14 protein-coding genes are annotated in these 13,043 nt (G+C 66.0%); 5 read left to right on the top strand and 9 right to left on the bottom strand.

Annotation, left to right across the window (positions count from 1 at the left end):
• Positions 1-3: 3 nt before the first annotated feature.
• Together HLH45_RS02845 and HLH45_RS02850 are read left to right on the top strand one after the other, a co-directional pair.
• Positions 4-1,329, top strand: coding sequence for an ABC transporter permease (locus HLH45_RS02845; protein ID WP_008574770.1), 1,326 nt, complete (start codon positions 4-6; stop codon positions 1,327-1,329).
• 167 nt (positions 1,330-1,496) lie between these two features.
• Positions 1,497-2,612 (top strand): alpha/beta hydrolase family protein, encoded by a 1,116-nt coding sequence (locus tag HLH45_RS02850; RefSeq protein WP_008574769.1) that lies wholly within the window; start codon positions 1,497-1,499, stop codon positions 2,610-2,612.
• 76 nt (positions 2,613-2,688) lie between these two features.
• Here the strand turns inward: HLH45_RS02850 and rarD are convergent, their stop codons facing one another.
• Together rarD and yedA are read right to left on the bottom strand one after the other, a co-directional pair.
• Positions 2,689-3,597 carry an EamA family transporter RarD gene (gene rarD, locus HLH45_RS02855; RefSeq protein ID WP_008574767.1) on the bottom strand — a complete coding sequence of 303 codons (909 nt, stop codon included), beginning with the start codon at positions 3,595-3,597 and terminating at the stop codon, positions 2,689-2,691.
• On the bottom strand, positions 3,594-4,538 hold the full coding sequence (gene yedA, locus HLH45_RS02860) for a drug/metabolite exporter YedA (protein ID WP_029820633.1): 945 nt from the start codon (positions 4,536-4,538) through the stop codon (positions 3,594-3,596). The genes rarD and yedA overlap by 4 nt, the downstream gene beginning before the upstream one ends.
• Positions 4,539-4,569: 31 nt before the next feature.
• Between yedA and HLH45_RS02865 the strand changes: the two genes are divergently transcribed.
• A complete protein-coding gene (locus HLH45_RS02865) occupies positions 4,570-5,043 on the top strand; it encodes a Rap1a/Tai family immunity protein (RefSeq protein ID WP_046932093.1) in 474 nt (157 codons plus the stop codon).
• A gap of 336 nt (positions 5,044-5,379) precedes the next feature.
• Here HLH45_RS02865 and HLH45_RS02870 read toward each other — a convergent pair whose 3' ends face one another.
• The 7 genes from HLH45_RS02870 to rocF form a co-directional block, all read right to left on the bottom strand.
• The gene (locus HLH45_RS02870) at positions 5,380-7,032 is read right to left on the bottom strand and encodes a M28 family metallopeptidase (RefSeq protein ID WP_405054842.1); all 1,653 of its coding nucleotides are present in this window, start codon (positions 7,030-7,032) and stop codon (positions 5,380-5,382) included.
• Positions 7,033-7,433: 401 nt separating this feature from the next.
• The gene (locus tag HLH45_RS02875; protein WP_008576427.1) at positions 7,434-8,378 is read right to left on the bottom strand and encodes an MBL fold metallo-hydrolase; all 945 of its coding nucleotides are present in this window, start codon (positions 8,376-8,378) and stop codon (positions 7,434-7,436) included.
• Positions 8,379-8,506: 128 nt separating this feature from the next.
• Positions 8,507-9,796, bottom strand: a complete 1,290-nt coding sequence (locus HLH45_RS02880) for a tryptophan--tRNA ligase (protein ID WP_008576429.1) — start codon at positions 9,794-9,796, stop codon at positions 8,507-8,509.
• A 166-nt stretch (positions 9,797-9,962) separates the two neighbouring features.
• A complete protein-coding gene (locus HLH45_RS02885; protein WP_003486601.1) occupies positions 9,963-10,172 on the bottom strand; it encodes a CsbD family protein in 210 nt (69 codons plus the stop codon).
• 227 nt (positions 10,173-10,399) lie between these two features.
• Positions 10,400-10,534, bottom strand: a complete 135-nt coding sequence (locus tag HLH45_RS02890) for an entericidin A/B family lipoprotein (RefSeq protein ID WP_005914328.1) — start codon at positions 10,532-10,534, stop codon at positions 10,400-10,402.
• Between the two features lie 74 nt (positions 10,535-10,608).
• On the bottom strand, positions 10,609-10,761 hold the full coding sequence (locus HLH45_RS02895; RefSeq protein WP_008576433.1) for an entericidin A/B family lipoprotein: 153 nt from the start codon (positions 10,759-10,761) through the stop codon (positions 10,609-10,611).
• A gap of 106 nt (positions 10,762-10,867) precedes the next feature.
• Positions 10,868-11,791 (bottom strand): arginase, encoded by a 924-nt coding sequence (gene rocF / locus HLH45_RS02900; protein ID WP_008576436.1) that lies wholly within the window; start codon positions 11,789-11,791, stop codon positions 10,868-10,870.
• A 320-nt stretch (positions 11,792-12,111) separates the two neighbouring features.
• On the opposite strand from rocF, the gene HLH45_RS02905 reads away from it, so the two are divergent.
• Complete coding sequence (locus HLH45_RS02905; RefSeq protein WP_008576438.1) at positions 12,112-12,564, top strand: roadblock/LC7 domain-containing protein; 453 nt, start codon at positions 12,112-12,114, stop codon at positions 12,562-12,564.
• A gap of 63 nt (positions 12,565-12,627) precedes the next feature.
• The gene (locus HLH45_RS02910; protein WP_003486613.1) at positions 12,628-12,987 is read left to right on the top strand and encodes a roadblock/LC7 domain-containing protein; all 360 of its coding nucleotides are present in this window, start codon (positions 12,628-12,630) and stop codon (positions 12,985-12,987) included.
• Positions 12,988-13,043: the final 56 nt, after the last annotated feature.

Consider the following 13,043-nt stretch of genomic DNA (forward strand, 5'->3'; position numbering starts at 1 on the left):
AGCATGCACATGCAACGCAAATGGAAAGATCGTGGGGTCAACGCGCTGTCGGTCGTGCTGCTGGCAATCGGGCTGGCGGCCTGGATCGCACTGCCGTGGATGGTGCTGCTGCCGATCGGTGGATTGCTGGCGGTGTGGCTGGTGGCCACACGCAGCGGCAGGCTCTCGCTGGCGGCCGCACGCATCGGCATCGCCACGCTGCCGCAGCGCTGGGGGTCCAGCTCGGTGATCGTGGTCGGCATTGCCGGCGTGGTCGGCGTGCTGGTGGCGATGCTGGCAATGGGCCAGGGCTTTCAAGCCACGCTCAACAGCACCGGCGACGACACCACCGCGATCGTCCTGCGCGGCGGTTCGCAGGCGGAAACCAACTCGGTGATTACCCGCGACCTGGTGCCGCTGATCGGCAGCCTTCCCGGCATTGCCGCCGATGCCAATGGCCGCCCGATGCTGTCGCCGGAATTGTCGCAAGTGGTGAACATCGCCTCCCGCGCCGACGGCACCGACGTCAACGCACAACTGCGTGGCGTGGGCGAACAGGCCTGGGCCGTGCATGACAAGGTCAAGATCGTGCAGGGCCGCCGCTTCAACACCGGCCTGCGCGAAATGGTGGTGGGCAAGGGCGCGTTGAACCAGTTCCGCGGACTGGAGCTGGGCAAGACCCTCACGCTTGGCAGCCAGCAGTGGACGGTGGTGGGCGTGTTCGCCTCCGGCGATGCGCACGATTCGGAGTTGTGGACCGACGCGCAGACGCTGGCCACCACCTACAACCGCAGTGCCTATCAGTCGATCAGCGTGCGCACCAACGGCAAGGCAGGCTTCAGCGCGTTCAAGACCGCCATGGCTGCCGATCCGCGGCTCAAGCTGGATGTGGAAACCACCCGCGCCTACTACGGCAAACAGGGCGGCGGCCTGAACAAGCTGATCAACATCCTGGGCACGGTGATCGGGGCGATCATGGCAGTGGGCGCGGTATTCGGCGCGCTCAACACCATGTATGCGGCGGTGGCCACGCGCGCGCGCGAGATCGCCACCATGCGTGCGATCGGCTTTCGCGGCACGCCGGTGATCATGGCGCTGATGCTGGAAACCATGCTGCTGGCATTGCTGGGCGGGCTGCTGGGCGGCGCGATCGCCTGGGCGGTGTTCAACGGCTACACCGTCTCCACGCTGGGCAGTAACTTCAGCCAGGTGGTCTTCCAGTTCAAGGTCTCGCCAGAGCTGCTCTGGAGCGGGCTGAAGTGGGCGCTGGGCATCGGCCTGGTGGGCGGACTGTTTCCCGCGCTGCGTGCGGCGCGTCTGCCGATTACCACGGCGCTGCGTGAGGTGTAGGCGGGCCTTGGTCCGCCGGGAATCGGCAATGGTGACAGCCGCGGCGAAGCACGCGGCGGCGGCTGAACGTATTGCAGGCTGTCATGGTTCTGTCACCGCAATGCGGTAGATGCGCCGGCCGGGCAGGCCGTAGCCTGCTCGGCCGTTTGCTGCATCGATCGATCGCCATGACGCGCCTGCTTCTGCTGGTCTGCGCCTGCCTGTGGCTGGCCGGCTGCTCCTCTTCTTCGACCTCGCTCAGCGAGCGCCTGGTTGCGCCCGGTGGCACCTCGCCGCTGCTGGACGAAGAACGCATTGCCGCCACCATCGCCACGGTGCCCAATCGCAGCGGGCATGTGGTGACGCGCGATGGCGTGCCGATCTTCTGGCGCGCGATCGACCCCGGCCAGTACGCCATGCACTATCGCTACACGGGGCAGCGCAGTGACCCGGCGCATGCGCTGGATGTGGATTTCAGTTTCAAGGCACCGACTGCCAAACCGCCGGCGCCGCGCGGCACGGTGGTGCTGCTGCACGGCTGGATGATGGATGGCGACTCGCTGCTGCCCTGGTCGCTGCAGCTTGCGCAGGCCGGCTACCGCGTGGTCACCATCGATCTGCGCAACCATGGTCATTCCGGCGGCGGGCCGTCCGGCTACGGCACGCGCGAGTCCGACGACGTCATCGATGTGCTCGACGCCCTGCAACCACGCGGCGAAATCCGCGGGCCGCTGTATCTGTTCGGCATTTCCTACGGCGCGGCCACCGCGCTGTTTACGGCCGACAAACTCGGCCCGCGCGTAACCGGCGTGGTGGCGATGGAATCCTTCGCCAATGCCGGGCGCGGCATCCGCGACATGGTGCCGCACCTGCTCGCCAGCCAGCCGCACGGGTGGCGTGGGCGGGCGGTGGCGGCGTATGCACGCTGGCGCTATGCCGACCAGAATATCGACGCGGTGATTGCAGCGGCCGACACCCAGCTCAAGCTGGACCTGGACCGTGTCGATGTCGCGCACGCCCTGGCCGACACGCGCAGCTGCGTGCTGCTGTTGCACGGCGATGCCGATCAGCACATTCCGGTGGCGCATGGCCGCGCACTGGCCCTGGCCAGCGCGCGTGCGCATTACCTCGAACTGCCGGGCGAAAACCATTTGAGCCTGCCGCTACGGCTGGACGTGCTCGGCGGGCCGATCGACCAATGGCTGGCACAGGTGCACCAAGACCCCAGCCATTGCCCTGCACCGCAGGCGCTGCCCGCGTCCACGCTGGCCGTAACCAACCCCCTGGCGATGCCGCAGAGTTGAGCACGGCAATCGCGCACGCTGACGCGAAGCGATCGCACTGATGAATGCCACACGCACAGCGTGCAGGGTGGCTGACTTAGCGCGTCAGCACCGGCTGCCGCGACCGCACCACGCTGTCGCCGACAAACAACAGCAAACCCACCCAGATCGCGGCAAAGCCCATCGCGCGCCCCTGATCGAACGGCTCGTGGAAGAACCACACGCCCAGCAGCAACTGCAGGCTCGGCGCGATGTATTGCAGGATGCCCACCAACGACAGCGGAATGCGCCGCACACCGTAGGCGAAACCGATCAACGGCAGCGCCGTCACCACGCCACCGAAGATCAGCATCGCGTCGGTCCGCAGGCTCCAGCCGCTCAGGAACGCGCCGCCGTGGCCCTGCTCGCCCCACGCCGCCAGCAGCAACGCCGGCACGAACAGGTACACGCTTTCCACGCCCAGCCCGGCCACCGGATCCACCGCCACCAATTTGCGCAGCAGCCCGTAAATACCGAAGGACACCGCCAGCCCCAACGCAATCCACGGCGGCGCGCCGGCATCGATGGTCAGCCACAGCACGCCCGCTGCCGCGCAGGCCACCGCCACCCACTGGATGCGACGCAGGCGCTCTTTCAACACCAGCACGCCCAGCAAGACGCTCAGCAGCGGGTTGATGAAGTATCCCAGGCTGGCCTCGATCACATGCCCGGCGTTGATCGCCCAGATGTACAGGCCCCAATTGAACGCGATCGCCACGCTGCTGCCGGCCAGCATGCCCAGCGCGCGGGGCTGCGCCGCGATGCTGCGCCACCAGCCCAGGCCCGAGCTCGCCAGCAGCCAGGCCACCACCAGCACCGTGCTCCACACGATGCGGTGGGCGATGATCTGCAGCGACGGCACCGCCTTGAGCAGATGCCAGTACACCGGCACCAGCCCCCACAGCACGAAGGTGGAGGCGGTGATCAACAACCCGCGGCGTGCTTCCTGGGACGACACCGCGCTCATCGCCGCGCCTTGGCAAAGGTGACCACCAGCACGCCGGCCAGGATCACCGCCATCGCACCGATGTCCTGCGCGCTGAAGCGCTCATGGCCGAGCCAGGCACCCAGGCTGACCGCAATCACCGGGTTGACGTAGGCGTAGCTACCGGCGAGCGCAGGCCGCACGTGATGCAGCAGCCACACGTAGGCGGTAAACGCCACGATCGAGCCGAACCCGCACAGGTACGCCACCGCCAGCAGTCCTTGCGGGCTCGGCCACACCTGCGGGCGCTCGCCGATCAGCAGGCCGGTACTGACCAGCAGCACGCCGCCGCACACCATCTGCCCGGCAGCGGTCATGAACGGCGAAGGCAGATCGCGCCCGCGCGACCACACCGACCCGAATGCCCAGCCGATCGGTGCGATCAGCAGCAACACCAGGCCAACCGGCGTCGCGGTCAGGCTGCTGCCGGCGTTGAGCCACACCACGCCCACAAAGCCAATCACGATGCCCAGCCATTCGCCGCCGCTGGCATGCTGCCCGCGCAATGCGCCGAACAAGGCCATCCACAACGGCACCGACGCCACCGCCGTGGCGGCCAGCCCGGACGACACGCTGCGCTCGGCCAGCACCACCATGCCGTTGCCGAGCAGCAGCAACGCCGCACCCATCAGCGCCACGTTCTTCCACTGCGCGCGCGTTGGCGCCGCCACGCCGCGCCAGCGCAGCACGCTGTAGAGCACGCTACCGGCGACGATGAAACGTGCCCCGGACACCATCGTCAGCGGCTGCGCGCCACCTTCCAGCGCAAAGCGGATCGCCAGATAGGTCGAGCCCCACACCACGTAGACCAGCAACAAGGCGAGAACGACTAACCCGCTGCGCGCAGGCGCGGCAGCATCGTGAGAGGAAGACATCGGAACAGTGCCAGGCAGTGCAGCGGAACCTTCGATTCTAGAGCACATGCCAAAGCCCACGCCGCACCCCGGTCGCGCTATGGTGCACTTCCCACCGCATCCGAGCGTGCAGATGCAGCACCCTCTTCGCTGGCTGGCCCTGGCCGCCTTGTTCGCAACGTCCGCCACGGCATCGGCGCGTGCCCCCGAGCCGTGGGAACTCAGCGGCCGCAAGCTGATCGACGCCGGACTGGACGGATCGCTTGCGCCAGAAATCACCGCGCCGGAGCAACGCGAGTTCAAGGTGCTTGTTTCAGCCAGCCGCGCCGGTGCGTATCTGCTCGGCGTCGCCAGCGCCAGCTATCGCACCGGCTGGTGCATGCCGGCGGGCAGCACCGGCTCGCCCGATCTGCAGGCGGTCATCGCCGATATCGGCGCGCTGCCCGATACACGCCAGGCCCAGGCCGCACCCGACTTGATCGTCCAGGCGCTGGCAAAGCGCTATCCGTGCAGCGGCGGCGACAAAAGCACGCGTGCCGGCGGCGGCAACTCACCCAACGCCGCCAAGCCGTAGGCACGCCTATACGCAGTCGTTCAATGCCATGGCGTTGATCACAACGCCAGCCTGTGTACCGAGCAACGACAAACGTCCCGAGCGGCCGTCTGATGAGCGTGGACGGCGCGCGGGATCCGCACACGCACAAGCAAATGCAGGCCACCGGGCAGCGGCTGCGTTCGCTTGGCGTCGCGCTCAGTCATCCGATGCGCATGGACAGCGTGCAGGACCCCGAATGTACGAGCGCACATGCCGCATCGAATCCAGCTGCGCCCGTCTGGCGATCAGCGCAGTCGTCTTGGTCGCTGCGCTTGTCCTCGCTCGAGGGCACGGCGCCCTCTCGCTCCTGCGCGCTTACTTGCGCACCGCATCGCTCTTGGCACGGATCGCCTTGAATTCCGAGCCATCCTGCCAGCTCGGCCACTGCCGGCCATTGGCCAGCGCCACGCCCACGTCGTACACCAGCGTGGTATCGGCGGCATGGCCGCTGGCATCCCATTGCGGGGTCCAGCGATCGCACGGCTGGTGGTAGCAATCGGCGAAATACTTGTCGCGCAGTGCCTTGCCTGCCGCGACGCCGCCGTCGAGCATGTCCAGGCCGGGGCCGGCGGTGATCGCCGGCACACCCATGCGCGCGAACGCGAAATGATCGGCGCGGTAGAAGAAGCCTGCTTCCAGATTCGGATCCGGCGAATAGCTGCGACCACGCGCCTTGGCGGCGGTTTCCAGATCGCCTTCCAGCGACACCCGCCCACGTCCCCACGAGGCGATGTCGCGGGTCGGGCCATCGGGGCTGAACATTTCCATGTTGAGCACGGCCACGGTCTTGTCCAACGGCGCCAGCGGATGCGCGGCGTAGTAATTGGCGCCGAGCAGGCCTTTTTCTTCGGCAGTCAACGCAATGAAGTACAACGAGCGCTGCGGCTTGGGGCCGGCTGCGAACACGCGCGCCAGTTCCAGCACGCTGGCCACGCCGGTGGCGTTGTCCACGGCGCCGCGTCGAATCGTATCGCCACCGGCATCGGCCTTGCCGATCCCGAATGCATCCCAGTGCGCGGAGAAGATCACCGTCTCATCCGGATGCCGGCTGCCGGTGAGTTTGGCCACCACGTTATGCGTCACCACACGCTCGCGCTTGAGCTTGAAATTCACCGACAACGCCGCATCGCCCAGTGCCACGGGCGCGAAGTCGCGCTGCTGCGCACGTGCCTTGGCCTGTTCGAAATCCAGGCCGGCCTGCTTGAACAACGACACCGCCAATGCACGCTGCATCCAGCCGCGCACCGGCACGTGCTGCGCACGGGCATCGGCATCGCTGCGCTCGATGTCGAACAACGGCGACATGCCCGAGCTCTGCACCGTGGCCCAGCCATACGCCGCCGGCGCCGTCTCGTGCACGATCAATACCCCGGCCGCACCGCGCCGCGCCGCCTCTTCGTACTTGTAGGTCCATCGGCCGTAATAGGTCACGGCCTTGCCGTCGAATGCGCCCGGCTGCGGCGATTCGAAATCGGCATCGTTGATCAGCACCACCGCAATCTTGCCGCGCAGGTCCACGCCCTTGTAGTCGTCCCATTGGCGCTCTGGCGCACTGATGCCGTAGCCGACGAAGACCAGTGGCGCGTTCTTCAACGCGACCGCCTGCTGCGGACGCAGGCTTTGCAGGGTCACATCGTTGCCATTGACCAGCGCCTGGGTCGTGCCCCCGACGCGCAGGCTTGCGCGCACCGGGCCATCCACCTGCGCGCGCACCAGCGGCACGGCCTGGGTCCAGCTGCCCTGCTCGCCGCCTGGCTCCAGGCCGGCCGCCTTGAATTGCTCCACCAGGTAATCGACCGTGCGCTGCTCACCGGCGCTGGCCGGCGCGCGCCCTTCGAATTCGTCCGACGCCAGCAAGCGCACGTGACGCGACAATGCCTCGGCATCGATGCCGCCGCCCGGCAGATCGTTGGCGGCCTGCGCCACACCTCCTACAAACAGGCAGGCAGACAACAGCAGGATGCGCATCGGATTCACGGTGAGGCCTTGCAACGGTAGATGACACATAGTTTACAAGCGTGCGACCAACACCGGAGCGCAATGACACGAGAATGCAGTCGATCGCATGCATGGCCAAGCGCGGATGATCTCCGGTGTGGCTGCAAGGCGCTTGCCCGCGCGCCATCAAGATGGTCGATGTGCACTGCTTTCAACAACACCACCAGCCAACGTTCTGGTGCGGTGTCCTCACCGATTGCGGGACCGTTGGCGGCATGGAGGCTGCCATCGAGCCCCCATGGACGGGTTCACGGCGTATCCCGCGAGCGGTGAGGGCAACCGCGCACCCGACTGATCCGGCCTTAGCTGCCCCAGAACGACGCGACCACGCACTACAGCGTTCGAGAGGGTGTGTCACCCCTCAACCAGCGCTAACGCATGCGCGCTGCACGATCCAGCCAACAGCCCAGCCCTTGCGCGTTGAGCTCGATGTCCGTTGCCAGCAGTTGCTCCACGGCGGCATCGTCCAACCGACATCCATGTTGGCGTGCGCGTTCCAGATACAATTCGGTCAATGCCGCCACCATGCAGCGATGCCGGTCCGGACGCTGCGCGCAGCCCAGCGCAATGTCGGTCATCGCATGAATCTGCTCGCCCAGCGCCCGCGCCAACGGTTCTGGCGAGGTGACACGGCCGTAATGGGTCAGATACATCGCCTCTGGTGCGGCGTCCATCAGGCGCGCGATCGACTGCAGCATGGCCTCGGGTTCGAATTGCACCGGTGAGGACGTCGGCACGATGAAAGCGCCACGCGCACTGTCCAACTGACGATACGACAGGCCGAAGGTGTCGCCGGTGAACCAGCTGCGGCTGCGCGCATCCCACACGCACAGATGATGGCGCGCATGTCCAGGCGTCTCGACGGTGCGCAGCGCGCGCTTGCCCAGCATCACGGTATGACCCTCGCCGGCCGCGACCACGCGCTCGGCCGGCACCGGCTCGATAACGCCGTAATGGCGCGCCATGTCCGCCTCGCCATACACCGCGGTGGCGCCGGCAATCAGCCGCGCAGGGTCGATCAGGTGCGGCGCACCGCGCGGATGCACCAGCACCTGCGCATTGGGCAAATGCCGCAACAAGGCTCCTGCACCGCCAGCATGATCCAGATGCACATGGGTCAGGATCAACCACTCCACCTGCGCTGGCGCCAACCCGGCCGCCTGCACCGCGGCCAGCATCTGCGGGACCGACAGCGAGGTACCGCAATCGATCAAGGCGGCCTGCTGCGCTTGGACCACCAGATACGCCGCATCGAATTGCACGCCGCCAAAGCCGGTATCGATGGTGTGGATGTTGAACTCGGCTGTCGCTGTCATTCGCACCCCGCGGCGGCTGTCGAAACTGCAGTGTAGGCCCAAGCCTGGCGTCGCGGTCGCGCATGTCGCCACAGGCACGACCTACGCAACCACAACAACCCACCTCGACGCCTGTTGCGCCGCGCAGCTCACGCCTCGCGCAAGGCATCCATCGCGGCAACAATCACGTCGGCATCCACCTGCGCATGCACGCCCGGCAGCTGCAGATCGCTGGCTTGGGTAGCCTGCTTCAACCGTGCGATCACCTGTCCGGCATCGCGTGGCGAAGCGAAGCCATCGCTCTGCAGCAGCAATGCACCCGCGCCATCGTTCAACTTGAAATAGAACTGCCCATCGCTTTCACGATATTGCTTGAACACCGGCAGTGCGACCTTTTCGCTGGCCTGCACCGCCGCGGTGGCGGCCTGGCTGGACAGATCGCGCAAGCCCACCGCATCGCGCAGCTCGGCCAGCAGGGGAGTGGCATAGCGCGCGCGCAGACGTGCACCACCGGCGCGCAGGATCGCTTCGATCTTGGCTGGCTCTGCCATCAACGCCTCGTAGCGCGTACGCAGCGGCGCAATTTCTTGATCGATCCGCTCGAACAACTGCTGCTTGGCATCACCCCAGCCGATGCCGTCGGCAAACGCCTGCGCAAAGGCGGCAGATTCCTGCGGTGTGGCAAACGCCTGGTACAGCTGAAACAACGCCGACCCCTGCGTGTCCTTGGCTTCGCCCGGCGCGCGCGAATCGGTCAGGATGGAAAACACCAGCTTGCGCAATTCCTCGCGCGGCGCAAACAGTGGAATGGTGTTGCTATAGCTCTTGCTCATCTTGCGGCCATCCAGGCCTGGCAAGGTGGACACCTGCTCGTCGATCACCGCTTCGGGCAAGGTGAAAAAGTCGCGCCCGTAGACATGATTGAAACGCTGCGCGAAATCGCGCGCCATTTCGATGTGCTGGATCTGGTCGCGTCCCACCGGCACCTTGTGCGCATTGAAGATCAGGATATCGGCCGCCATCAGCACCGGATACATGAACAAGCCTGCGGTGACGCCGGCATCCTCGTCCTCGCCATCGGCGCGGTTCTTGTCCACCGCCGCCTTGTAGGCATGCGCGCGATTGAGGATGCCCTTGCCGGCCACGCAGGTCAGCAACCACATCAACTCGGTGGTCTCGGGCACATCGGACTGCCGGTAGAACCACACCTTGTCCGGGTCCAGGCCGCAGGCCAGCCAGGTGGCGGCGATTTCCAGTGTCGAACGCTGCGTGCGCGCCGGGTCCTGCGCCTTGATCAGGCTGTGCAGATCGGCCAGGAAATAGAAGCTCTCCGTATCGGCACCTGCACTGGCCTGAATGGCCGGGCGGATTGCACCGACATAATTGCCCAGGTGCGGGGTGCCGGAGGTGGTGATGCCGGTAAGGACACGGGTGGTCATCTACGTCATGCCAGGGTGGGGTAGCCCCCAAGTTTAGCGGTTCCGCACTTTTGCCACCGCCGCAGGCGCCGGGGAGTTGGCTCCACGCTCGAACGCAGAACGGGCCGCACCGGGCGGCCCGTCGTCTGCAAGCTGCTCGCCTCAACGGCGGCAGACCGGCGCACCCTCAGGTGTCGTCGCGCAACGACTTTTCGAACGCGCGCACTTCGGTCTGGGCGCGATCGCGGTCCCAGCCATAGCGCTCCTGGAGCTTGCCCTGCAGATATTCGGCATTGCCTTCGGCAACCTTGAAATCGTCGTCGGTAAGATCGCCCCACTTCGCCTGGGCCTTGCCCTTCAACTGGGTCCACTTGCCGGAAATGATGTCACTGTTCATGCGATGACTCCGCTGATGCGGTCGCGATTGACCGTGGCGCCAGCCTGCCCACGCGGGCGTTGGTCCGGGATCAAAAGGTGTCAAACCGCCGATCACCGCACTGAACCGTTGCCTACTCCCGCCGCTGGTCGCACTGCATGTTGCATGCGTCGACAGAAGCCGCCTTGTACGTAAAGCACGCACAAAAAACGGGCCTTGCGGCCCGTTTTTTTGCATGCGGCGTCGGATTACTTACGCGCTGCGTCTTCCACCTTCTCGCCAGCGCCCTGCACGTCCTTGCCGGCGCCTGCGACGGTGTTGCAACCCGCCAGCATTCCCACCGACAACATCGACAGCACCAGCAGCACAATTGCACGCTTCATAACACACTCCTCAGGGGTAAAGCGGCGCGTTGCCGCAGATCGATCAATTCAACAGGGCCACGCGATGTGACGGATCAGCACTTACCGTCGCTGCATTTTTCGGCCGTTTTCTCGACCTTGTCGCCCGCACCCTGCATGTCCTTGCCGGCGCCGGCCACGGTGTTGCAGCCCGTCATCACGCCGGCCGAAAACAGGGCCAGCACCATCAGTGTCAGCAGTCGCTTCATCGCTTGTCCTCGTTCTATCACGGTGCCAGCGCACCTGGCTTGGCGCCAAATCTGACTGCGCGGCCGTGGATTTGATGTGAACGCGTCCCGGTGCGCTCGGTACGGATCAATCCCGCATCAGCGTCGACTTGCCGAACAGGCTCTCGACCAGATCCACCGCCAGTTCGGCGGTCGCATTGCGGTTGTCCAGCACCGGGTTGAGTTCGACGATATCCAACGAGCCCATGCGCCCGGTGTCGGCAATCATTTCCATCACCAGTTGCGCCTCGCGGTAGTTGGGGCCACCGGGCACCGTGGTGCCCACGCCCGGCGCGATGCTGGGGTCGAGGAAGTCCACATCGAAACTCACGTGCAGGTGCGTATCGGCGCTCATGCCCTGCAACGCCGCTTCCATGGTGCGCTTCATACCGGCTTCGTCGATGTAGCGCATGTCGTACACATCGATGCGGTGCTGCTTGATCAGCCGCTTTTCCTCCGGGTCCACCGAGCGGATGCCGATCTGCCGCACCTGCTCGGGCAACAACGCCGGCGCACTGCCGCCCAGGTGGGTCAGCGACTCGGGCCCCAGCCCGCACAGGCAGGCCACCGGCATGCCGTGCACGTTGCCCGAAGGAGTCACCTCGCTGGTGTTGAAATCCGAATGCGCATCCAGCCACAGCACCCGCAACGGCCTGCCCTGCTCGCGGCAGTACTTGGCCACCGCCGTGATCGAGCCGATACCCAGGCAATGGTCGCCACCGAGCATGATCGGCATGCGCCCGGCACGCAGTTCGGCGTAGCTGGCGTCCATCAGCGCCTGGTTCCACGCCACCACTTCGTCCAGATGCCGGTAGCCGGCCTGCGGCGCCTGCCAGGGATTGCGCGGACCATCCAGATTGCCCAGATCGCGCACCTCCACGCCGCGGCCGACCAGCGCCTCCTGCAGGCCGGCGATGCGTAGCGCCTCCGGCCCCATGCGCGCGCCGCGGTGGCCCGCGCCGATGTCGGTGGGAACGCCAATCAAGGAAACCGGCACGTACTGCGTTGCCATGCATTGCTCCAGTATCGATAAAGCCGTGCAGTCTAGTTGCCCGCCCGCACAGTGACGCGCGGCAGCGCAGCACGCATGTCGCCTGTACTGAACAGTGCGAGCAAACGCGAGGTTTAGATCTGCCTCGTCGCGCCGCTATCGTGACGTACCAAGGCACTTTGTGGCGCACCGGACTTTGCCGATTCTGCCTGTCTGACCGCCCAGTTAAGCACCACGGGCGAGCGTGACAGCCTGCTCGGATCCGGGTGGTATGGTGCGCCGCCCGGCGCGGCACACCACGCACGTACGCGCCCGGGCCATCACGCAACAGGGGGATTTTCATGCCGCACAACGCCGTCAACCAGGTCGTCAAGGCTGCCGTAGGCGAAGTCCCGCGGGCGTTGCATTTCTACGATCTGCAGCGCATCGGTCACGAGTTTGCGCAGACCATCGAACGTGAGCCGGGCATCCGCCTGTTGATGCTTTCCACGGCCGACGGGCGCGCCATCACCGAGCGTTCCAGCCTGGACGTGGACAGTCGCCGGCTTGCCGCGATGGCCAATTCGTTCCTGACCCTGGGCGAGACCCTGGCGCGCGAATCCAGCCTGAAAGAGGCCGATTACGCCACCGTCAGCACGCGTGCCGGGCAGCTGGTGCTGATCCGCATCCGCGCCGACAAGCCGCTGACGCTCACCGCAGTGGGCAGTGGCGACATCAATGCCGCTGCGCTGTTGTTCAATGCGCGCGATTGCGCCGGCCGCCTCGCCACCGTGTTGACCCCGCCGCAAGGCTGAGCACCTGGCACTGTTCGTGCATGCCGCAAGGCACCCATTCCTCATCGTTTCCAAGGACCACACGTGTCAAAACTCAATCTGGAACACCTGCATTCGCTGGCCGGCTTCGTCGGCGCGGCGCTGGTCGATAGCGACAGCGGCATGGCGCTGGGCATGACCGGCGGTGCCGAGCTCAACCTGGAATTGGCGGCGGCCGGCAACACCGAAGTGGTGCGCGCCAAGCGCCGCATCGCCGAACAGCTCGGCCTGAACGACACCATCGAAGACATCCTGATCACGCTTGCACGCCAGTACCACCTGCTGCGCCCGCTGGAAAGCAACAGCACGCTGTTCCTGTACGTGGTGCTGGACCGTGCCAAGGCCAACCTGGCCATGGCCCGTCACGAGCTCAAGGCGTTCGAAAAGACCCTCGATTTCGGTTGATGCCGACAGCGCGGTGCCAGCGCATCGCCTGATCCAGCCTGCCGGTGCAGACCGGC

It is taken from the genome of Xanthomonas euvesicatoria (genome assembly GCF_013112235.1).
GTDB lineage: Bacteria > Pseudomonadota > Gammaproteobacteria > Xanthomonadales > Xanthomonadaceae > Xanthomonas > Xanthomonas euvesicatoria.

What these genes read in the sequence shown, in the direction of transcription:
- HLH45_RS02875 (WP_008576427.1), bottom strand. Translation starts at nt 8,378, where the DNA reads ATGACAGCGACAGCCGAGTTCAACATCCACACCATCGATACCGGCTTT.
- HLH45_RS02880 (WP_008576429.1), bottom strand. Translation starts at nt 9,796, where the DNA reads ATGACCACCCGTGTCCTTACCGGCATCACCACCTCCGGCACCCCGCAC.
- HLH45_RS02845 (WP_008574770.1), top strand. Translation starts at nt 4, where the DNA reads ATGCACATGCAACGCAAATGGAAAGATCGTGGGGTCAACGCGCTGTCG.
- HLH45_RS02890 (WP_005914328.1), bottom strand. Translation starts at nt 10,534, where the DNA reads ATGAAGCGTGCAATTGTGCTGCTGGTGCTGTCGATGTTGTCGGTGGGA.
- HLH45_RS02895 (WP_008576433.1), bottom strand. Translation starts at nt 10,761, where the DNA reads ATGAAGCGACTGCTGACACTGATGGTGCTGGCCCTGTTTTCGGCCGGC.
- rocF (WP_008576436.1), bottom strand. Translation starts at nt 11,791, where the DNA reads ATGGCAACGCAGTACGTGCCGGTTTCCTTGATTGGCGTTCCCACCGAC.
- HLH45_RS02850 (WP_008574769.1), top strand. Translation starts at nt 1,497, where the DNA reads ATGACGCGCCTGCTTCTGCTGGTCTGCGCCTGCCTGTGGCTGGCCGGC.
- HLH45_RS02870 (WP_405054842.1), bottom strand. Translation starts at nt 7,032, where the DNA reads ATGCGCATCCTGCTGTTGTCTGCCTGCCTGTTTGTAGGAGGTGTGGCG.
- yedA (WP_029820633.1), bottom strand. Translation starts at nt 4,538, where the DNA reads ATGTGCTCTAGAATCGAAGGTTCCGCTGCACTGCCTGGCACTGTTCCG.
- HLH45_RS02865 (WP_046932093.1), top strand. Translation starts at nt 4,570, where the DNA reads ATGGTGCACTTCCCACCGCATCCGAGCGTGCAGATGCAGCACCCTCTT.
- HLH45_RS02905 (WP_008576438.1), top strand. Translation starts at nt 12,112, where the DNA reads ATGCCGCACAACGCCGTCAACCAGGTCGTCAAGGCTGCCGTAGGCGAA.
- HLH45_RS02885 (WP_003486601.1), bottom strand. Translation starts at nt 10,172, where the DNA reads ATGAACAGTGACATCATTTCCGGCAAGTGGACCCAGTTGAAGGGCAAG.
- rarD (WP_008574767.1), bottom strand. Translation starts at nt 3,597, where the DNA reads ATGAGCGCGGTGTCGTCCCAGGAAGCACGCCGCGGGTTGTTGATCACC.